Below are 21,004 nucleotides of genomic sequence, written 5' to 3' on the forward strand. Positions count from 1 at the left end.
GATTCCTTCCGGTGGGGACGACGGCCCGCCGTGGGACGCGCGGGCCGATCTTGCGTGCTGTGCACGGACCTTACCCGTGCGTGTGCCTGTCATCCGTCCCCGGGCCCACGGCTTTTCCGGGGCTCCGGGGACGGAGACGACAGGCGCGCCGGGGCGGCTACTCGCCGCCCTTCTGCACGAAGGACCGCACGAAGTCCTCTGCGTTCTCCTCCAGGACGTCGTCGATTTCGTCGAGGACGGAATCCACGTCGTCGGAGAGCTTCTCCTGGCGTTCCTTGAGGTCGGAGCTCGCCTCCGTGGTGGTCTCCTCGACCTCCTCGGTGGAACGCGTCGCCTTCTGCTGTCCGCCGCCGGTGTCCTTGGTCGCCATAAACCTCACCCCGCTCGAATCGGCCCGCTCGTTCGGATCCCTACAAGATCAGACCCTACAAGCCGGGACTGACATCGGCCCCGCAGTTTCTACAACGTCCGGGCACTGCTCCCATGATTCCCAGTCCCCGGGCATTTCAGCCGCGCCCGGGGAATCCGGAAATCGCGTCCGGCTTTCTCAGCCGCCGGACAGGACGCGGACCAGTTCCTCCGCCGTGCGGCAGCGGTCCAGGAGGTCCTTCACGTGCTCCCGGGTACCCCGCAGGGGTTCCAGGGTCGGGACCCGCTGGAGCGAGTCGCGTCCGGGCAGGTCGAAGATGACCGAGTCCCAGGAGGCGGCGGCGACGTCGTCCGCGTACTGCTCCAGGCAGCGGCCGCGGAAATAGGCCCTGGTGTCCTCGGGAGGGCTCGCCTCCGCCCGTTCCACCGTGGGCTCGTCCAGCAGGCGCTTCATGCGCCCCCGGGCCACCAGGCGGTTGTACAGGCCCTTCTCGGGGCGCACGTCGGCGTACTGGAGGTCGACCAGGTGCAGCCGGGCGGCGTCCCAGTCCAGGCCGTCACGGCGCCGGTAGCCCTCCATGAGCTCCCGCTTGGCGATCCAGTCCAGCTCGCCGGCCAGGCTCATCGGGTCGTTCTCCAGCCGGTTGAGCGTGTCCTCCCAGCGGACCAGGACGTCCTTGGTCTGCTCGTCGGCGTCCGACCCGTACCGCTCGTCCACGTACTTGCGCGCGAGTTCGAAGTACTCCATCTGAAGCTGCACCGCGGTGAGTGTCCGCCCGCTGCGGAGCGTGACGAGGTACTGGAGCGTCGGGTCGTGCGAGACCTGGTGGAGGGTGCGCACGGGCTGGTCGACGGCGAGGTCGACGGTGATGAAGGAGTCCTCGATCATGGAGAGGACCAGGGCCGTGGTGCCCAGCTTCAGATAGGTGGAGATCTCGGAGAGGTTGGCGTCGCCGATGATCACGTGGAGGCGGCGGTACCGCTCCGCGTCCGCGTGCGGCTCGTCGCGGGTGTTGATGATCGGGCGCTTGAGGGTGGTCTCCAGACCGACCTCGACCTCGAAGTAGTCCGCCCGCTGACTGATCTGGAAGCCGTCCTTGCGGCCGTCCTGACCGATGCCGACGCGGCCGGCGCCGGTGACGACCTGGCGGGAGACGAAGAAGGGCGTCAGGTGGCGCACGATGTCCGAGAAGGGGGTCTCCCGCTTCATCAGGTAGTTCTCGTGCGTGCCGTAGGACGCGCCCTTGTTGTCGGTGTTGTTCTTGTAGAGGTGGATGGGCTGGGCGCCGGGCAGCTGGGCGGCCCGCTCGGCGGCCTCGGCCATGATCCGCTCGCCGGCCTTGTCCCACAGGACCGCGTCGCGGGGGTTGGTCACCTCGGGCGAGCTGTACTCGGGGTGGGCGTGGTCCACGTAGAGCCGCGCCCCGTTGGTCAGGATGACGTTGGCGAGGCCGATGTCCTCGTCGGTGAGCTGGCTGGAGTCGGCGGCCTCGCGGGCGAGGTCGAAGCCGCGGGCGTCCCGCAGCGGGTTCTCCTCCTCGAAGTCCCAGCGGGCGCGGCGCGCCCGGTGCATCGCCGCCGCGTAGGCGTTGACGATCTGGGACGAGGTGAGCATGGCATTGGCGTTGGGGTGCCCGGGGACGGAGATCCCGTACTCCGTCTCGATGCCCATTACTCGCCGTACGGTCATGCGGCCCTCCTTGCCCGGCGCCGCTCCCCGCATCATGCGTGTCGCGGCGGTACCCACGAGCCTAGAGCGGCCTCGCGTGTACGGGGAGATCAGAAGCGGATCATTGAGTGGAAAGCGACGGCTGCGGACGTCCGGTTCCGGACACCCGCAGCCGGTGCGCGTTCCTACAGGTACTGACCGGTGTTCGCCACCGTGTCGATGGATCGACCGGTGTCCGCGCCCTGCTTTCCGGTGACGAGGGTGCGGATGAAGACGATCCGCTCGCCCTTCTTTCCGGAGATCCGGGCCCAGTCGTCGGGGTTGGTGGTGTTGGGCAGGTCCTCGTTCTCCTTGAACTCGTCCACGCATGCCTGGAGGAGGTGGGAGACGCGAATGCCCTTCTGGTCGTGGTCGAGGAATGCCTTGATGGCCATCTTCTTGGCCCGGTCGACGATGTTCTGGATCATCGCTCCGGAGTTGAAGTCCTTGAAGTACAGGACTTCCTTGTCGCCATTCGCGTACGTGACCTCGAGGAAGCGGTTCTCCTCGCTTTCCGCGTACATCTGCTCGACCACGGACTGGATCATCGCGTGGGCGGCCGCCGCCTTCGAGCCACTGTGCTCGGAGAGGTCGTCGGCGTGCAGCGGGAGGGTGGCGGTCAGGTACTTGGCGAAGATGTCCTTGGCCGCTTCCGCGTCCGGACGCTCGATCTTGATCTTCACGTCGAGCCGGCCGGGCCGCAGGATGGCGGGGTCGATCATGTCCTCGCGGTTGGAGGCGCCGATGACGATGACGTTCTCCAGGCCCTCCACGCCGTCGATCTCGGCGAGCAGCTGGGGGACGATGGTGTTCTCCACGTCCGAGCTGACACCGGATCCGCGGGTGCGGAAGAGGGATTCCATCTCGTCGAAGAAGACGATGACGGGGGTGCCCTCGCTCGCCTTCTCCCGGGCACGCTGGAAGACGAGGCGGATGTGCCGCTCGGTCTCGCCGACGTACTTGTTGAGGAGCTCGGGGCCCTTGATGTTGAGGAAGTAGGACTTCCCCGCGGGCTGGCCGGTGACCTCGGCGACCTTCTTGGCAAGGGAGTTGGCGACGGCCTTGGCGATGAGCGTCTTGCCGCAGCCGGGCGGGCCGTAGAGCAGGATGCCCTTCGGGGGCCGCAGTTCGTGTTCCTTGAAGAGGTCCGGGTAGAGGTACGGGAGCTCGACGGCGTCGCGGATCAGCTCGATCTGGTTGCCCAGGCCGCCGATCTTGTCGTAGTCGACGTCCGGCACCTCTTCGAGGACGAGTTCTTCGACCTCGCTCTTGGGGACCACCTCGTAGACGTAGCCCGACCTGGGTTCCAGGAGCAGGGCGTCGCCGGGGCGGATGGTGATGTCGAGGAGCGGCTCGGCGAGCCGGACCACCCGCTCCTCGTCGGTGTGCCCGATGACCAGGGCCCGCTCGCCGTCCTCGAGGATCTCCTTGAGGGTGACGATGTCCCCGGCACGCTCGAATTCCATGGCCTCGACCACGTTGAGCGCCTCGTTGAGCATGACTTCCTGGCCCCGCCTGAGCTCTTCGAGCTCGACGCTGGGGCTGACGTTCACCCGGAGCTTGCGGCCCCCGGTGAAGATGTCGCACGTGCCGTCCTCGTTGGCCTGCAGGAAGACACCGAAGCCGGCCGGCGGCTGGGCGAGCCGGTCGACCTCCTCCTTGAGGGCCACGATCTGGTCGCGGGCCTCACGGAGCGTACTGGCGAGCCGCTCGTTCTGCGCGGACACGCCGGCCAGGTTCGTCTGCAGCTCGACGATCCGCTCCTCGAGAATCCTCGTGTGTCGCGGAGAGTCGGCGAGCTTGCGGCGCAGGACGGCGATTTCCTGCTCGAGATAGGCAACCTGGCCGGCGGGGTCCTCAGACCCCCGCCCCGGCCGGATGCCGCGGTTGATGTCGTCGTCGTGGGCTGCCACGGTCCTCACCTCCTCCAAGGGGAGCTGGACGCTTCCTGACCCTACCTGGGTGGGTGATGATTGAAACCCCTAGATCAAAAAGACTCCGGGGTGTGTCCGATCTTCACCCTTGCGCTTCCCCTCACGCCAGGGGAATACCCACCGCCGGACAATGCAAAAGCGGTCGGTTGTATCGTCGTGGGTGGTCAACACCCGTCAGGCTTGACCGGACTTACTTGCGGCTCGCCCGCGCGACGCAGAAACGGCAGGAGATATGACCGTGCAGCACGAGGCCCCGGCCACGGCCGCCGACGAGGCGCTGGAGGTCTGGATCGACCAGGACCTGTGCACCGGGGACGGGATCTGCGCGCAGTACGCTCCCGAGGTCTTCGAGCTGGACATCGACGGGCTCGCTTATGTGAAGAGCGCGGACGACGAACTGCTCCAGGCCCCGGGCGCGACGACCCCCGTGCCGCTGACGCTGCTGACCGACGTGGTCGACTCCGCGAAGGAGTGCCCGGGTGACTGCATCCACGTGCGCCGGGTCGCGGACGGCGTCGAGGTGTACGGCCCCGACGCCGAGTGACGGCTCCCTGAGGCCCCGCGGGGCCTCGGAGGTCAGGCCGCGCGCGGCTCGCCCTGGGCGGCGCGGACGAAGGCCCCGCCCTTCCAGCGCCAGGTCACCCGCTCGGTCAGGTCCGGGCAGCAGCTGGGGACGTCGGGCGACGAGTAGCCGAGCAGGGTGGCGCGCACGGCTCCGTCCCGTACGGCGAGACCGCTGACGCTCTTCAGCTCCGAGGGCTCCACGAGGGTGGCCACGACCCGCGCGGCGGGAGCGCCGGCGCCCTTGCCGTGGGTGAGCACGTAGACGCCGCTGGGCGGCGTACCGGAGCCGGCTTCGCAATGTACGACTGCGACGGTCTCGGGGTTCCCGTCCCCGTCCAGGTCACCGGTGACCCGCTGGACGATCTTGCTGGGCCCTCCCCCGCACCGCAGCGGGTACGAGGCCGTCGCGGCGTCCGGGGCGGGTCTCGGCGCGGGGGCGGCGGTGGCTCCGGCGGCGCCGGGCTGGAGCAGGCCCGCGAGGGCGACGACTCCGGCCATCGCGGTGGCCGTGGCCAGCCAGTGCACCGGACGGGCCTGGGTGTGCGCGAGGTCCGGGACCGCGGAGGTCTGCACGCGAGAAGTCTCCTGTGAGGGTGGTGCGGAAGGAGTTGCGGGCATCGTGCCACACGTCACAGGCGTGCGGAACAGGCGGGGTCGGCCGCGGCCCGGGCCTTGACCGCCGCCGCGCGCGGGAGCCGAACATGAAGGTGCCGCCGCCGACTTCCGCGCCCTGGGGCGGGAAATCGGCGGCGGCACGCCTGCGTTGTGGGGGCGTCAGCCCTTGTTGGGACCGTCGTAGTCCTCGCCGTAGGCGCCCTTGGAGGGCCGGCGACGGCGCATCGGGGGCTCGACGCCGTCCGCCAGGCGGCGGGCGGTGACGAGGAAGCCGGTGTGGCCGATCATGCGGTGATCGGGGCGCACGGCCAGACCCTCGACGTGCCAGTTGCGGATCATGGACTCCCAGGGCTGCGGCTCGGCGTAGCAGCCGAACTCGCGGATGGACTCCACGGTGCGCGCGAGCTGCGTGGTGGTGGCCACGTAGCAGCAGAGGATGCCGCCGGGGACGAGCGCCTTGGAGACGGCCTCCAGACACTCCCAGGGAGCGAGCATGTCGAGGATGACGCGGTCGACCTCGGTGTCGGACAGGTTGTCCTGGAGGTCGCCGACGGTCAGCTGCCACGCGGGGTGCGGACCGCCGAAGTAACGCTCGACGTTGCCCTTGGCGATCTCGGCGAAGTCCTCGCGGCGCTCGTAGGAGTGCAGCATTCCGCTGTCCCCGATGGCGCGCAGCAGGAAGGAGCTGAGCGAGCCGGAGCCCACACCGGCCTCGACGACACGCGCGCCGGGGAAGATGTCGGCGAAGGCCAGGATCTGCCCCGCGTCCTTGGGGTAGACCACGGCGGCGCCGCGGGGCATGGACAGGACGTAGTCGGGGAGCAGGGGGCGCAGCGCGAGGTAGGCGACGTTTCCCGTGGTACGGACAACACTGCCCTCGGGAGCACCGATCAGCTCGTCGTGGGGGAAGGCACCCTTGTGGGTGTGGAAGTTCTTCCCGGCCTCGAGCGTGAAGGTGTAGTGGCGTCCCTTGGGGTCGGTGAGCTGGACCTGGTCCCCGACCTTGAAGGGGCCGCGACGGCGGGCGGCACCGGTCGGTTCGGACATGCGAACAGAGTACCGGGATTACGAGGAGGGTCGTGCCATGGCCTTGACGAAGGCCCGCTCCACGTCGGCCGTGGAGAGCACGCCGTAGATCTCGCCGCTCTCCTCGACCACCAGGTACTCGGTGGCGGGACTGGCCCGCAGGTGGTCCAGGAGGGGCTGGCCGGCGAGCTCGGCGGGGACCTTCATGCCCTCGGCGAGGTCCTGGGCGAGGGCGCTGACCGCGACCCAGGGGCGGCGGTGCTGGGGGACGCTCGCGATGGCGGTCTCGCGGACGATGCCGGTCGGGCCGCCGTGCCCGTCGACGACGACCAGGGCGCGGGCGCCGGCCTCGTTGGCGCGGCGCAGGGCCTCGGAGAGCGGGGTGGCGGACTCGACGGGGACGGCGCGCCGGGTGAGGGTGCGGGCGCGCAGTTCGGGGAGGTGTTCGCGGAGCCGGGCCATGCGCAGGCTGTTGCCGGCGCCGGTCCAGATGATCGCGGCGAGGATGGCGGCGAGCAGCGCGTCGGTGACGGTGGTGAAGCCGGAGATCTCTTCGGTGGAGTTGCCGAGCGCGCCGGTGCGGGTGAGCAGCGGCAGGCCGATGAGGACGGTGACGGCGAGGGCGCGGCCGATCCAGGCGGCGGCGACGGTGCCGGTCATGGCGTTGCCGGTGATCTTCCACACGACGGCGCGGAGCATCCGGCCGCCGTCGAGGGGCAGGCCGGGCAGCAGGTTGAAGACGGCGACGATCAGGTTGGAGATCATCAGGCCGCCGAGGAGGACGCCGGGGACTGTGCCGGGCTCGACCGCGTACAGGCTCAGGTAGAAGATCCCGGCGAGGACGAGGGAGAGCAGCGGGCCGACGAAGGCGAGCAGGAACTCGCGGCCGGGGGTCTCGGTCTCCTTCTCGATCTCGGAGACGCCGCCGAAGAACTGGAGCTGGATGCGCCGCACCGGCAGCTTGAAGCGGAGCGCGGCGAGGGTGTGGGCCAGTTCGTGCACGAGGACGGACGCGTAGAAGGCGATCGCGAAGAACAGCGAGACCAGGTAGCGCGCGGCGCCGAGCTCGGGCAGGACGCGTTCGATCTGGTCGCCGAAGACCCAGGTGATGAGGGCGGCGACCAGGAACCAGCTGGGCGCGACGTAGACCGGCACGCCGAAGGGCCGGCCCATGAGGATGCCGCCGCCCGGCTCCTCGGTCCGCTGCGGCTTGGACTCGTCCTGGTTCACGGGTTCCTTTCGTCGCCGAGCTGCATGCCCCGCGTCACTCGGTCACGGTTCGATCATGCAGTGCGACGGGGTCCTGAGTCGATGGTATTCCGCTCGCTGTCAGTGGCGGGTCGTAGGGTCTGAGTCATGAGTACGAGCGAGCAGCCGCCGGCGGGGCCCCGGACGCCCACGTCGTTGTCGCCGTCGCGGGCGAGCGACTTCATGCAGTGTCCCCTGCTGTACCGGTTCCGGGTGATCGACCGGCTCCCGGAGAAGCCGAGCCCGGCGGCGACCCGCGGGACCCTGGTGCACGCGGTGCTGGAGCGGCTCTTCGACGCGCCGGCGGTGGAGCGGACCGCGCCGCGGGCGAAGGCGCTGGTCCCGGGCCAGTGGGACCGGCTGCTCGACGCGCGGCCGGAGCTGGGCGAGCTGTTCGCGGAGGACCCGGACGGCGAGCGTCTCGCGGGGTGGCTGACGGAGGCGGAGGCGCTGGTCGAGCGGTGGTTCACGCTGGAGGACCCGACGCGTCTGGAGCCGGCCGAGCGCGAGATGTTCGTGGAGACGGAGCTGGAGTCGGGGCTGCGGCTGCGCGGGGTGATCGACCGGGTCGACGTGGCGCCGACGGGCGAGGTCCGGATCGTCGACTACAAGACCGGCAAGGCGCCGCGCCCCGAGTACAGCGAGGGCGCGCTGTTCCAGATGAAGTTCTACGCGCTGGTGATCTGGCGTCTGAAGCACGTGGTGCCGCGCCGGCTCCAGCTGGTCTACCTGGGCAGCGGGGACGTGCTGACCTACGACCCGGTGGAGGCGGACCTGCTGCGGGTGGAGCGCAAGCTGCTCGCCCTGTGGGAGGCGATCCGGCTGGCGACGGAGTCGGGCGACTGGCGGCCCCGGCCGACCAAGCTGTGCGGCTGGTGCGACCACCAGGCGGTGTGCCCGGAGTTCGGGGGGACTCCCCCGGTGTATCCGCTGCCGGTGGTGCCCGCGCGCCCGGCGGAGTCGCGGGCACCTGACGAGGGCGGTCGGAGCGAGGAGGACGGTCAGGGCAGAATGGGTGCGGTCCAGCCCGCCCCGTGAAGGAGTGTCCCGTGGCCATCCGCGTCCTACTGGTCGACGACCAGCCCCTGCTGCGCACCGGTTTCCGGATGATCCTGGAGGCCGAGCAGGACATCGCGGTGGTGGGCGAGGCCGGTGACGGTCTCCAGGCGCTGGACCAGGTGCGGGCGCTCCAGCCCGACGTGGTGCTGATGGACATCCGGATGCCCCGGATGGACGGCGTGGAGGCGACCCGGCAGATCACCGGCCCGGGCCGGGACGGTCCGGCGAAGGTGCTGGTGCTGACCACCTTCGACCTCGACGAGTACGTGGTGGAGGCGCTGCGGGCGGGGGCCAGCGGCTTCCTCCTGAAGGACGCCCCGGCGACGGAGCTCGTGCAGGCGATCCGGGTGGTCGCGGCGGGCGAGGCGATGCTGGCCCCGTCGATCACGCGCCGGCTCCTCGACAAGTACTCGGCGCATCTGCCCTCGGGCGAGGAGCAGGTCCCGGACACGCTGAACACGCTGACCGACCGTGAGGTCGAGGTCCTGAAGCTGGTGGCGCGCGGTCTGTCGAACGCGGAGATCGCCGCGGACCTGTTCGTCAGCGAGACGACCGTCAAGACCCATGTGGGCCACGTGCTGACCAAGCTGGGCCTGCGGGACCGGGTGCAGGCGGCGGTGTACGCGTACGAGAGCGGTCTGGTGCGTCCGGGGGCGCAGTAGCCTCCCGGGAGCACGGCGAGGGGCCCGGCACGCGTCGCGCGTGCCGGGCCCCTCGTCGTACGGGTGGGGGCGTCAGCTCTTCTTGATCTCCCAGAAGCGGAAGACGGTGGACGCGTCCAGGGTCCACTCCAGGCCGGTGACGTTGTCGCGGGCGACGGCGTACTGCTTGCCCTGCCAGAGCGGGAGCAGCGGCAGCTGGTCGGCGACGATGTCCTGCAGCTTGCCGAAGTCCTGGCTGGTGGCGGAGCGGTCCGCGGCGGCGGCCGTCTTCGGGATGAGGCCGCCGGTGATGGTGGCGTTCTCGTAGTGGTTGCCGAGGACGTTGCCCTCGCCGAAGAACGGCGCGGTGAAGTTGTCGGCGTCGGGATAGTCGGGGACCCAGCCCTTGACGTAGACGCCGTACTTGCCGGCGGCGATGTCCTTCTCGTACTGCTCGTACTCGACGGACTTGACGTCGGCGTCGAAGAGGCCGCTCTCGTTGAGCTGGCCGGCTATCGCCTTGAGCTCCTGGTCGGTGGCCGGGCCGAAGCGGCTGGGGGTGGACCAGAGGGTGAGCTTGACCTTGGTGGTGATGCCGGCCGAGCGCAGGGCCTTCTTCGCCTTGGCCGGGTCGGGGCTGCCGTAGGTGTCGAAGAAGGCCGTGTTGTGGCCCGCGATGCCCGCCGGGACGATCGAGTAGAGCGGCGTGGCGGTCGACTTGTAGATGTTCTGGACGAGCGCGTCGCGGTCGACGAGGTGGGCGATGGCCTTGCGGACGCCCAGCTTGCCGACGACCGGGTCCTTGACGTTGAAGACCAGGTGCTGGACCTCTGCGCTGCTGCCCTGGACGATCTCGATGCCCTTGTCGGCCGTGGTCTCGGAGGCTTCGAGGGCGGCGATGTCGTCGGCGGCGAGGCCGCGGTAGGCGACGTCGACCTCGTTGTCGGTGAGCGCCTTGGACAGGGCGGCGCGGTCGCCGCGGAACAGCTTGAGGGTGACGCCCTCGTTCTTGGCCTTGGCGTTGCCGTGGTAGCCGGGGTTGACCGAGAAGACGGCCTCGGTGTCGCTGATCGAGTCCAGCTTGTACGGGCCGGAGCCGATCGCCCTGCCGTCGGTCCGCAGCGAGCCGTCGGCGTACTCGCGGTGGTCGACGATGGAGCCGGCGCCGGAGGCGATCTTGCTCGGGAAGGTGGCGTCGGGGACCTTCAGCTTGAAGACGACGGTCCTCGCGTCGGGGGTCTCGATCGTGTCGATGGTCGAGAGCAGCGGCGCGGGGCCGGAGGGGTCGTCGATCTTCAGGGCGCGCTCGAAGGAGAACTTGACGTCCTCGGAGGTGAGCGGGTTGCCGTTGGAGAAGGTGAGGCCCTCGCGGAGGGTGCAGCTGTAGACCCTGCTGCCGGCCGCGAAGCCGCACTTGTCGGCGGCCTCGGGCTCGGGCTCGGAGCCGCCCTTCGGGAAGGCGAGCAGGGACTGGAAGACGTTGTTGAACAGCAGCCAGGAGCCGGGGTCGTAGCCGGCGGCGGGGTCGGTCGCCAGGATCTCGTCGGACATGCCGACGCGGATCGCGTCACCGGAGCCGCCGGAGCCGCTCCCCTGTTCGGTTCCGCAGCCGCTGAGCATCGCGGCCGCGAGACCCGCGGCGAGCGGGGCCGTCAGCCACTTGTTGTGTGCCTTCACAGAACTTGCCCTCTTGATCTCTTGCCAGGCCGGCCGCGCAACGGCTGCGCGGCCGGTACAACGAAGGGGTCAGGCGGTGCCGCGGCCGAGCTCCCACAGGAGCAGGTCGGAGGAGGTGTTCAGCGCCCACTCGACGCCGGTGACGTCGTCGCGCGCGGCGACGTACTGCTTGCCCTGCCACAGCGGCAGGACGGGGACGTCCTTGGCGACGATCTTCTGGATCTGCTCGAAGACGGGGGCCGCGGCGGTGCGGTCGGCCTGTCGGCGCGACTGCGGGATCAGCCGGTCACGGACGGACCGGTTGACGTAGGGGGTGTTGAGGAAGTTGTCGCTGTCGAGGAACGGGGCGACGTAGTTGTCCGGGTCCGGGTAGTCCGGGAACCAGCCGAGGCCGTAGACGGCGTAGTCGCCGCGCTTCTGGGCCGGGCGGAACTTGGACCACTCGGTGCCCTGGATCTGCGTGTCGAAGAGGCGGGTGCCGTTGAGCTGGCCGCGCAGGGCCTCGAACTCCTTGGCCGTCTCGGAGCCGTAGTGGTCGGTCGTGTAGTGCAGGGTGACCTTGACCGGCGTCTTGACGCCCGCGTCGCGCAGGATCTTGGCGGCCTTGGCGGTGTCCGGCTCGCCGTAGGTGTCGATGAACGAGGTGGAGTGGCCGGTGATGCTGGAGGGGATCAGCGAGTACAGCGGCTGGGCCGTGGGGCCGTAGACCTCGTTGACCAGGGCGCCGCGGTCGATGACGGAGGCCATGGCCTGTCGTACGGCCTTGTCCTCGACCGAGGGGGCCTTGGTGTTGAAGGCGAGGTAGCGGATCTCCAGACCGGGGACCTCGGTGAGCTCGATGCCGTCCTTGGGCTTCTCGGTCAGGTCCTTGATCTGCGGCTGCGACATGGTGCGGGCCATCATGTCGATCTCGTCCTTCTCCAGCGCCGTGTCCATGCTGGAGGCGTCGGCGAAGGGGCGCAGCTCGACCCGGTCGTTGCGCAGGGTGATGTCGCCCTTGTACGCGGGGTTCTTGGTGAAGACGAACTTCGTCACCTTGTCGCCGTCGCGCTCGGTCTTCATCGTGTACGGGCCGGAGCCGTCGACGTCGAAGCCGGTGCGCAGCTGCCTGCCGTCGTACTTGTCCTTGCTGAGGATGCCGGCGACGGGGGTGGACAGCTTGTACGGGAAGGTCGCGTCGGGCGTCCTGAGGTGAAAGACCACCTCGCGGTCGCCCTTGGTCTCGACGGTGTCGATGTTGGACAGGAGCGCGGCGGTGCCGTTGTCCGACTTGATGGCGAGCACGCGCTCGATGGAGAACTTGACGTCCTCGGCGGTGATCGCGGTGCCGTCGGCGAAGGTGAGGCCCTCGCGCAGCTTGCAGCGGAAGCTCTCGCTCTGCTTGTCCGAGAAGCCGCAGCTCTCGGCGGCCTCGGGGACCGGCTGGCCGCTGCCGCGCGGGACGTGCATGAGGGTCTGCACGGTCTGGCGCAGGACGTTCCAGGCGCCGGTGTCGTAGGCGAACGCCGGGTCGAGCGGGGCGGGGGCGTCCTCGGTCGCGACGAACTGGTCCGTGGTGCCCACGACGATCGCTCTGCTCTTGTCCCCTCCACCACAGGCGGCGAGCAGGGGTGTGAGCAGTGCGGCCACGAGCGGCAGCACCAGGGTCTTGCGGTTCATCTGGGACGTTCTCCTCATCCGGCCCCGGGTGACGGCCGGCACTGGGTACAGCGGCATCGTTGCCTCCGCCGGGCCGCCCGGTCGGGGCGGGGCGATCGGGCCGGGATGCGGTGCGATCGGTCCTGCGTGCGCGGCGACTTGGGTGAGCGCCGGGGCACGCGGAGGGTGCGGCGGAGTACTCGCGAAAGATTAGTGGGCCGAGCCGCCGCCGAAGGACGCCGAGGGGCCGAGTGATCACCGCACAGTGATCATGAATGCGAGAGCATCGATAATCATGCGTCGGCATGATTCGTGCGTCATTGATCGAAACGGGACACATGGGCGCGGGGGAATCGACATGTTCCGGACACGCCCTGCCCGAGAACCGCCGGTCGGTCGGCACTCTGCGTGACCAAGGTCACGCAGAGCACTTTTCGGACATTGAACCTCAAATAAAGCTCAGATCCGGCCCTCCGGGCCGGTCTCCGAGGGGCCTCAGGAAGCGACCGGGGAGGCGATCAGCGTCCGGAGGAACGGCACGTCGACCTCCTCCAGCGAACGCACCACGACGCGGCCCGCGGAGGGTGCGATCGGGGCCACCGAGGGCACCGCGACGACCCGGCAGCCCGCCGCCTCGGCCGCCGCGACACCGGTCGCCGTGTCCTCGATGACGGCGCACAGGGCCGGATCGGCGCCCACGCCGGCGGCGGCGGTCAGATAGGGCTCGGGGTGCGGCTTCGTCCGGCTGACCTCGTCGCCCGCGACGGTCAGCGCGAAGTGGTCGTGCCCCAGGGAGTGCAGCACCCGGTCGATGATCCTGCGGTGCGAGGCCGACACCAGAGCGGCCGGAATGTTGTGCCGGACCAGCTCGGCGAGCAGCCGCTCGGCGCCCGGCATCAGGGGCACGCCGCGGGTGATGCGCTGCTCGAACTTCTGGTTGAGCAGCACCGTGAGCTCGTCCAGGGTGATGTCGGCGCCGGTCGCCTCGATGAGATAGCCCGCGCTGCGGGTCATCGGGCCGCCGACGACGATCTCCTTCCAGGCGACGTCGAGCCGGTGCCCGAGGTCCGCGAAGGCCTCCACCTCCGCGTCCCACCAGAAGCCCTCGGTGTCCACCAGGGTGCCGTCCATGTCGAGGAAGACCGCCTGCAGGGCGGAGCTGCCGTGGGCACGGAACAAGGACGCGGGGACCGTACTGGTCACGGCACACCTCCATCGAGGGACGAGAAGGCCGGCCGCCCACCCCGGTACGGGGGTAGGGCGACCGGCCTCTGCACTGGACCGACCAGTGTACGTCTCACTCACTCACGGCGCAGGGATTTACCCGCGTACCGGTTACCGAGCGTTGAAGTACGTCGCCTCGGGATGGTGGATGACGATCGCGTCCGTGGACTGCTCCGGGTGGAGCTGGAACTCCTCGGACAGGTGCACGCCGATCCGCTCCGGCTCCAGGAGCTCGGCGATCTTCGCGCGGTCCTCCAGGTCGGGGCAGGCGCCGTAGCCCAGCGAGAAGCGCGCGCCGCGGTACTTGAGGGCGAACATGTCCTCGACGGCCGCCGGGTCCTCGCCGGCGAAGCCGAGCTCCGCGCGCACCCGGGCGTGCCAGTACTCGGCCAGCGCCTCGGCCAGCTGCACGGAGAGGCCGTGCAGCTCCAGGTAGTCGCGGTAGGAGTCGGACGCGAACAGCTTGGCGGTGGCCTCGCCGATCTTCGAGCCGACGGTGACCACCTGGAGGCCGACGACGTCGGTCTCGCCGGACTCCTCCGGGCGGAAGTAGTCGGCGAGGCACAGGCGCCGGCCGCGCCGCTGGCGCGGGAAGGTGAAGCGGGTGCGCTCGTTGCCCGCGTCGTCGAGGATGATCAGGTCGTCGCCCTTGGAGACGCAGGGGAAGTAGCCGTGCACGACGGCCGCTTCCAGCAGGTTCTCCGTGTGCAGGCGGTCCAGCCAGCCGCGCAGCCGCGGGCGGCCCTCGCTCTCCACCAGCTCCTCGTACGAGGGGCCGTCACCGGCCCGGTTCTGCTTCAGGCCCCACTGGCCCTTGAAGAGGGCGCCCTCGTCCAGCCAGGAGGCGTACTCCTTGAGCTGGATGCCCTTGACCACCCGGGTGCCCCAGAACGGCGGGGTCGGCACCGGGTTGTCGACGGCGACGTCCGAGCGGCCGCCCGGCTCCGGCTCGTCGACCTGAAGGGTGGCGGCGCCCTTGGCGACCCGGCGCTGCTTGAGCTCGGGCAGGGTCGCGCCGGGCACGCCGCGCTTCACGGCGATGAGCGCGTCCATCAGCCGCAGGCCCTCGAAGGCGTCGCGGGCGTAGCGGACCTCGCCCTGGTAGACCTCGTGCAGGTCCTGCTCGACGTACGCCCGGGTGAGGGCCGCGCCGCCGAGGATCACCGGGTACTTGGCCGCCAGCTCGCGCTGGTTCAGCTCCTCCAGGTTCTCCTTCATGATCACCGTGGACTTGACCAGGAGGCCCGACATGCCGATCACGTCGGCGCGGTGCTCCTCGGCCGCTTCCAGGATCGCGGAGACCGGCTGCTTGATGCCGATGTTGACGACGTTGTAGCCGTTGTTGGAGAGGATGATGTCGACGAGGTTCTTGCCGATGTCGTGCACGTCGCCGCGGACGGTGGCGAGCACGATGGTGCCCTTCCCGTCGGCGTCGGTCTTCTCCATGTGCGGCTCCAGGTAGGCCACCGCGATCTTCATGACCTCGGCGGACTGGAGCACGAAGGGCAGCTGCATCTGGCCGGAGCCGAACAGCTCGCCGACCGTCTTCATGCCGTCCAGGAGGATGTCGTTGACGATCTCCAGGGCGGGGCGGTCGACGAGCGCCGCGTCGAGGTCGGCCTCCAGACCGTTCTTCTCGCCGTCGATGATGCGCCGCTTCAGGCGCTCCTCCAGCGGCAGCGCCAGCAGCTCCTCGGCCTTGCCGGCCTTGAGGGACTTGGTGGTGGCGCCCTCGAACAGCGCCATCAGCTTCTGCAGCGGGTCGTAGCCCTCGGCGCGCCGGTCGTAGATCAGGTCGAGCGCGGTGGTGACCTGCTCCTCGTCGAAGCGCGCGATCGGCAAGATCTTCGACGCGTGGACGATGGCCGAGTCCAGGCCGGCCTTGGTGCACTCGTCGAGGAAGACCGAGTTCAGCAGGATGCGGGCGGCCGGGTTGAGACCGAAGGAGATGTTGGAGAGGCCCAGCGTGGTCTGGACGTCCGGGTGGAGCCGCTTCAGCTCGCGGATCGCCTCGATCGTGGCGATGCCGTCCTTGCGGGACTCCTCCTGACCGGTGCAGATGGTGAAGGTCAGGGTGTCGATGAGGATGTCGGACTCGAGGATGCCCCAGTTGCCGGTGAGGTCGTCGATGAGGCGCTCGGCGATGGCGACCTTGTGCTCGACGGTACGGGCCTGGCCCTCCTCGTCGATGGTGAGGGCGATCAGCGCGGCACCGTGCTCCTGGGCCAGCCGGGTGACCTTGGCGAAGCGGGACTCGGGCCCGTCGCCGTCCTCGTAGTTGACCGAGTTGATGACGGCGCGGCCGCCCAGCTTCTCCAGGCCGGCCCGGATGACCTCGACCTCGGTGGAGTCCAGGACGATCGGCAGGGTGGAGGCGGTGGCGAAGCGCCCGGCCAGCTCCTCCATGTCGGCGACGCCGTCCCGGCCCACGTAGTCGACGCAGAGGTCGAGCATGTGCGCGCCCTCGCGGATCTGGTCGCGGGCCATCTCGACGCAGTCGTCCCAGCGGCCTTCGAGCATGGCCTCGCGGAACTTCTTGGAGCCGTTGGCGTTGGTGCGCTCGCCGATCGCCATGTACGAGGTGTCCTGGCGGAACGGGACGGTCTGGTACAGCGAGGCGGCGCCCGGCTCGGGCTGCGGCCGGCGGGCCGGCGGGGTGAGGCCGCGGACCCGTTCGACGACCTGGCCCAGGTGCTCGGGGGTGGTGCCGCAGCAGCCGCCGACCAGGCTGAGGCCGTACTCGCCGACGAAGGTCTCGTGGGCGTCGGCCAGCTCCTCGGCCGAGAGCGGGTAGTAGGCGCCGTCCTTGGTCAGGATGGGCAGACCGGCGTTGGGCATGCAGGAGAGGGCGATGCCGGAGTGCCGGGCGAGGTAGCGCAGGTGCTCGCTCATCTCGGCGGGGCCGGTGGCGCAGTTCATGCCGATCATGTCGATGCCGAGCGGCTCCAGCGCGGTGAGCGCGGCGCCGATCTCGGAGCCGAGCAGCATGGTGCCGGTGGTCTCGACGGTGACCGAGGTGATCAGCGGGACCCGGTAGCCGGCGACGTCCATCGCGCGGTGGGCGGCGATGATCGCGGCCTTGGTCTGCAGGAGGTCCTGGGTGGTCTCGACGAGCAGGGCGTCGGCGCCGCCCGCGAGGAGGCCCTCGGCGTTCTGCTGGTAGGCGTCGCGGAGGGTCGGGTAGTCGACGTGGCCCAGGGTGGGCAGCTTGGTGCCGGGGCCCATGGAGCCGAGCACCCAGCGCTGCTGTCCGGTGCTCGCGGTGTACGCGTCGGCCGCCTCGCGGGCGATCCGGGCACCGGCCTCGGAGAGCTCGTGGATGCGGTGGGCGATGTCGTACTCGCCGAGCGCGGAGAAGTTGCAGTTGAAGGTGTTGGTGCCGACGCAGTCGGTGCCGACCTCGAGATAGGCGTCGTGGACCGAACGGACGATGTCCGGGCGGGAGACGTTCAGGATCTCGTTACAGCCCTCGAGCTGCTGGAAGTCTTCGAGGGAGGGGTCCTGGGCCTGGAGCATGGTGCCCATCGCGCCGTCGGAGACGACGACCCGGGAGGCGAATGCCTCGCGGAGGGCGTCGGCCCGCTGGGCGGCGGTCGCTGCTGCGGCGGAAGGGGTCGGCGACGAGGCCATGGATGAAGCTCCCTCAGATGCGACGGCTGTCGGCTTTGCACTCCCGGTGGAGAGCGCACGGGCCCAGACTAGCCGTGCGGACGCCGGGGTGGACATCCGGTTTCACAAGGTGGACTGCATCCTTTGTTCGGGGACTCCCGGTCCGACCCGTCCGTGCACGACACTGTTCATGTGACACGAGGTCGGCATCGACCGATAGTGTTCAGCATTGTCGAACAGCATGTGAGGAGAAGGGCCGGGCGATGGCGAAGAACATCCAGTCGCTTGAACGGGCGGCGGCGATGCTGCGACTGCTCGCGGGCGGCGAGCGCCGGCTCGGCCTGTCCGACATCGCCTCCTCCCTCGGGCTGGCCAAGGGGACGGCGCACGGCATCCTGCGTACCCTCCAGGCCGAGGGCTTCGTGGAGCAGGACCCGGCCTCGGGCCGCTACCAGCTGGGCGCCGAGCTGCTGCGGCTCGGCAACAGCTATCTGGACGTGCACGAGCTGCGCGCGCGGGCCCTGGTGTGGACGGACGACCTGGCCCGCTCCAGCGGCGAGAGCGTCCACCTGGGGGTGCTGCACCAGAAGGGCGTCCTGATCGTCCACCACGTCTTCCGGCCCGACGACAGCCGTCAGGTCCTGGAGGTGGGCGCCATGCAGCCGCTGCACTCCACGGCCCTGGGCAAGGTGCTGTCGGCCTACGACCCGGTGGCGCACAGCGAGGCGGTGGAGGTGACCCGGGAGCCGTTCACGCCCCGTACGGTCACCGGCCTGGAGGACTTCGAGTCGCTGCTCGACCTGACCCGGGCGCGCGGCTGGGCGGCGGACGTGGAGGAGACCTGGGAGGGCGTGGCCTCGGTGGCCGCGCCGATCCACGACCGGCGCCGGATGCCGGTGGGCGCGGTGGCCATCACGGGCGCCGTGGAGCGGGTGTGCGCCGAGGGCGAGCTGCGCTCCGAACTGGTCGCGGCGGTGCGGGACTGCGCGCGGGCGGTCTCCCGGGACCTCGGGGCGGGCCGCTTCTGAGTCGCGGCCCCAGCCGCACGAACAGGGCCGAACACGCCTGAACACACCTGAACCCGTCGGTAACGATCGCGTTATCGGCGGGTTTTTCGCGCCCGGAACCCTTGACGCGCTGTTAACCGTGGCGCAAAACTTCCGTTCATCGGTCGGCATTGTCGAACAGCTACCGGCAATACGCGCTAAGGTGTGACAGTGCCAAGGGCCGGCAACCGCCCTCATCACGAGGGCGCGGACCTCCGGAGGGACCCGGGGTCCGCCTTCCCCTGGACGAAGGACAAAGGAGTCGCGGGTGTCCAGCTCCGACATCTTCATCGGCGAGACCATCGGTACCGCCGTTCTCATTCTGCTCGGCGGCGGTGTCTGCGCCGCCGTCACGCTCAAGAGCTCCAAGGCCCGCGGCGCGGGCTGGCTCGCGATCACCTTCGGGTGGGGCTTCGCCGTCATGACGGCCGTGTACATGACCGCTTCCCTCTCCGGGGCGCATCTGAACCCCGCCGTGACGGTCGGTATCGCGATCAAGGACGGGGACTGGAGCAACGTGCCGGTCTACATCGCCGGCCAGCTGCTGGGCGCGATGATCGGCGCGGCACTCGTCTGGGTGGCCTACTACGGCCAGTTCCGGGCCCACCTCACGGACCCGGAGCTCATCTCCACGCCGCACGAGGAGGGGATGGTCGACCAGAAGGCCGCCCCGGACGCCGGCCCGGTGCTCGGCATCTTCTCCACCGGCCCCGAGATCCGTAACACCTGGCAGAACCTGGCCACCGAGATCATCGGCACCGTCGTGCTGGTCCTCGCCGTGCTCACCCAGGGCCTCAACGACAGCGGCAAGGGCCTCGGCGTCATCGGCGCCCTGATCACCGCCTTCGTCGTCGTCTCCATCGGCCTCTCGCTCGGCGGCCCGACCGGCTACGCGATCAACCCGGCCCGTGACCTCGGCCCGCGCATCGTGCACGCCCTGCTCCCGCTGCCGAACAAGGGCGGCTCCGACTGGAGCTACGCCTGGATCCCCGTCGCCGGTCCGCTGATCGGTGGAGCCATCGCCGCGGGTATCTACAACATCGCGTTCGCCTGAGCCGTCCTTCTTCCAGACCTCCCTTGGAGTACACCGTGACCGACGCCCACACCCCCGGCACCTCCTCGCACGGGCACGGCCCGTTCATCGCCGCGATCGACCAGGGCACCACGTCCTCGCGCTGCATCGTCTTCGACAAGGACGGCCGGATCGTCTCCGTCGACCAGAAGGAGCACGAGCAGATCTTCCCGAAGCCGGGCTGGGTCGAGCACGACGCCACCGAGATCTGGGCCAACGTCCAGGAGGTCGTCGCCGGCGCCATCGCCAAGGCGGGCATCACCTCCGCCGACGTCAAGGCGATCGGCATCACCAACCAGCGCGAGACCACGCTGATGTGGGACAAGGCCACCGGTGAGCCCGTGCACAACGCGCTCGTGTGGCAGGACACCCGCACCGACGCCCTGTGCAAGGAGCTCGGCCGCAACGTCGGCCAGGACCGCTTCCGCCGCGAGACCGGTCTGCCCCTCGCCTCGTACTTCTCCGGCCCCAAGGTCCGCTGGCTGCTCGACAACGTCGAGGGCCTGCGCGAGCGCGCCGAGCGCGGCGAGATCCTCTTCGGCACCATGGACTCCTGGGTCATCTGGAACCTGACCGGCGGCGTCGAGGGCGGCGTGCACGTCACCGACGTCACCAACGCCTCGCGCACCCTCCTGATGAACCTGCACGAGATGGCCTGGGACGAGCGCATCCTCGCCTCCATCGACATCCCGGCCGCCGTCCTCCCCGAGATCCGCTCGTCCGCCGAGGTGTACGGCGCGGTCAAGGGCGGCGTCCTCGACGGCGTCCCGGTCGCCTCCGCGCTCGGCGACCAGCAGGCCGCCCTGTTCGGCCAGACCTGTTTCGCCGAGGGCGAGGCCAAGTCCACGTACGGCACCGGCACGTTCATGCTGATGAACACCGGCGACAAGATCATCAACTCCTACAGCGGCCTGCTGACCACGGTCGGCTACCAGATCGGCGACGCGAAGCCGGTCTACGCCCTGGAGGGCTCGATCGCCGTCACCGGCTCCCTGGTGCAGTGGATGCGCGACCAGATGGGCCTCATCAAGTCCGCCGCCGAGATCGAGACGCTGGCCTCCTCCGTCGAGGACAACGGCGGCGCCTACTTCGTGCCCGCCTTCTCCGGTCTCTTCGCCCCGTACTGGCGCTCCGACGCCCGCGGTGTGATCGCCGGTCTCACCCGGTACGTCACCAAGGCGCACATCGCCCGGGCCGTCCTGGAGGCCACCGCCTGGCAGACCCGCGAGATCACCGACGCCATGACCAAGGACTCCGGCGTCGAGCTGGCCGCGCTCAAGGTCGACGGCGGCATGACCTCCAACAACCTGCTGATGCAGACCCTCTCCGACTTCCTGGACGCCCCCGTCGTGCGCCCGATGGTCGCCGAGACCACCTGCCTCGGCGCCGCCTACGCCGCCGGCCTGGCCGTCGGCTTCTGGCCGGACACCGACGCCCTGCGCGCCAACTGGCGCCGGGCCGCCGAGTGGACCCCTCGTATGGACGCCGACAAGCGCGACAGCGAGTACAAGAACTGGCTCAAGGCCGTCGAGCGCTCCATGGGCTGGCTCGAAGCAGAAGAGAACTGACGAGGA

The 21,004-nt window shown here is 69.8% G+C and carries 16 protein-coding genes; 6 read left to right on the top strand and 10 right to left on the bottom strand.

Annotation, left to right across the window (positions count from 1 at the left end):
* Nucleotides 1-157 precede the first annotated feature (157 nt).
* The 3 genes from AB0Q96_RS25030 to arc form a co-directional block, all read right to left on the bottom strand.
* Nucleotides 158-370 carry a ubiquitin-like protein Pup gene (locus AB0Q96_RS25030; RefSeq protein ID WP_015032443.1) on the bottom strand — a complete coding sequence of 71 codons (213 nt, stop codon included), beginning with the start codon at nt 368-370 and terminating at the stop codon, nt 158-160.
* Between the two features lie 177 nt (nt 371-547).
* Entirely contained in the window at nt 548-2,059 is a 1,512-nt protein-coding gene (gene dop, locus AB0Q96_RS25035) for a depupylase/deamidase Dop (RefSeq protein WP_365329084.1), read from the bottom strand.
* Between the two features lie 164 nt (nt 2,060-2,223).
* Nucleotides 2,224-3,990: a proteasome ATPase gene (arc, locus tag AB0Q96_RS25040; RefSeq protein ID WP_365329086.1), complete on the bottom strand. Its 1,767-nt coding sequence runs from the start codon at nt 3,988-3,990 to the stop codon at nt 2,224-2,226.
* Nucleotides 3,991-4,243: 253 nt separating this feature from the next.
* Here arc and AB0Q96_RS25045 point away from each other — a divergent pair, with 253 nt between their 5' ends.
* Nucleotides 4,244-4,555, top strand: coding sequence for a ferredoxin (locus AB0Q96_RS25045; RefSeq protein WP_329419198.1), 312 nt, complete (start codon nt 4,244-4,246; stop codon nt 4,553-4,555).
* A 32-nt stretch (nt 4,556-4,587) separates the two neighbouring features.
* Here AB0Q96_RS25045 and AB0Q96_RS25050 read toward each other — a convergent pair whose 3' ends face one another.
* The 3 genes from AB0Q96_RS25050 to AB0Q96_RS25060 all read right to left on the bottom strand — a co-directional run bounded on the left by AB0Q96_RS25050 (nt 4,588) and on the right by AB0Q96_RS25060 (nt 7,389).
* Nucleotides 4,588-5,148: a hypothetical protein gene (locus AB0Q96_RS25050; RefSeq protein WP_365329088.1), complete on the bottom strand. Its 561-nt coding sequence runs from the start codon at nt 5,146-5,148 to the stop codon at nt 4,588-4,590.
* 201 nt (nt 5,149-5,349) lie between these two features.
* Complete coding sequence (locus AB0Q96_RS25055; RefSeq protein WP_365329090.1) at nt 5,350-6,237, bottom strand: tRNA (adenine-N1)-methyltransferase; 888 nt, start codon at nt 6,235-6,237, stop codon at nt 5,350-5,352.
* Between the two features lie 18 nt (nt 6,238-6,255).
* Nucleotides 6,256-7,389 carry a site-2 protease family protein gene (locus AB0Q96_RS25060; protein ID WP_365329387.1) on the bottom strand — a complete coding sequence of 378 codons (1,134 nt, stop codon included), beginning with the start codon at nt 7,387-7,389 and terminating at the stop codon, nt 6,256-6,258.
* Between the two features lie 183 nt (nt 7,390-7,572).
* Between AB0Q96_RS25060 and AB0Q96_RS25065 the strand changes: the two genes are divergently transcribed.
* Nucleotides 7,573-8,502 (top strand): PD-(D/E)XK nuclease family protein, encoded by a 930-nt coding sequence (locus tag AB0Q96_RS25065; protein WP_365329092.1) that lies wholly within the window; start codon nt 7,573-7,575, stop codon nt 8,500-8,502.
* Between the two features lie 11 nt (nt 8,503-8,513).
* The gene (locus tag AB0Q96_RS25070; protein ID WP_132914643.1) at nt 8,514-9,185 is read left to right on the top strand and encodes a response regulator transcription factor; all 672 of its coding nucleotides are present in this window, start codon (nt 8,514-8,516) and stop codon (nt 9,183-9,185) included.
* Between the two features lie 72 nt (nt 9,186-9,257).
* Here the strand turns inward: AB0Q96_RS25070 and AB0Q96_RS25075 are convergent, their stop codons facing one another.
* The 4 genes from AB0Q96_RS25075 to metH all read right to left on the bottom strand — a co-directional run bounded on the left by AB0Q96_RS25075 (nt 9,258) and on the right by metH (nt 17,333).
* A complete protein-coding gene (locus tag AB0Q96_RS25075) occupies nt 9,258-10,841 on the bottom strand; it encodes an ABC transporter substrate-binding protein (RefSeq protein WP_365329094.1) in 1,584 nt (527 codons plus the stop codon).
* Nucleotides 10,842-10,910: 69 nt separating this feature from the next.
* Complete coding sequence (locus tag AB0Q96_RS25080) at nt 10,911-12,500, bottom strand: ABC transporter substrate-binding protein (protein WP_365329096.1); 1,590 nt, start codon at nt 12,498-12,500, stop codon at nt 10,911-10,913.
* A gap of 474 nt (nt 12,501-12,974) precedes the next feature.
* Nucleotides 12,975-13,682, bottom strand: a complete 708-nt coding sequence (locus AB0Q96_RS25085) for an HAD family phosphatase (protein WP_365329098.1) — start codon at nt 13,680-13,682, stop codon at nt 12,975-12,977.
* 132 nt (nt 13,683-13,814) lie between these two features.
* Nucleotides 13,815-17,333 (bottom strand): methionine synthase, encoded by a 3,519-nt coding sequence (metH, locus tag AB0Q96_RS25090; RefSeq protein WP_365329100.1) that lies wholly within the window; start codon nt 17,331-17,333, stop codon nt 13,815-13,817.
* A gap of 242 nt (nt 17,334-17,575) precedes the next feature.
* Here metH and AB0Q96_RS25095 point away from each other — a divergent pair, with 242 nt between their 5' ends.
* From AB0Q96_RS25095 to glpK, 3 genes are all read left to right on the top strand, one after another.
* The gene (locus AB0Q96_RS25095) at nt 17,576-18,340 is read left to right on the top strand and encodes an IclR family transcriptional regulator (protein ID WP_365329102.1); all 765 of its coding nucleotides are present in this window, start codon (nt 17,576-17,578) and stop codon (nt 18,338-18,340) included.
* A 286-nt stretch (nt 18,341-18,626) separates the two neighbouring features.
* Nucleotides 18,627-19,412 carry an MIP/aquaporin family protein gene (locus AB0Q96_RS25100; protein ID WP_329419215.1) on the top strand — a complete coding sequence of 262 codons (786 nt, stop codon included), beginning with the start codon at nt 18,627-18,629 and terminating at the stop codon, nt 19,410-19,412.
* A gap of 35 nt (nt 19,413-19,447) precedes the next feature.
* Nucleotides 19,448-20,998 (top strand): glycerol kinase GlpK, encoded by a 1,551-nt coding sequence (gene glpK / locus AB0Q96_RS25105; RefSeq protein WP_365329104.1) that lies wholly within the window; start codon nt 19,448-19,450, stop codon nt 20,996-20,998.
* The last annotated feature ends 6 nt before the right edge of the window (nt 20,999-21,004 follow it).

This window comes from Streptomyces sp. NPDC093111, from assembly GCF_040683955.1.
Classification (GTDB): domain Bacteria; phylum Actinomycetota; class Actinomycetes; order Streptomycetales; family Streptomycetaceae; genus Streptomyces.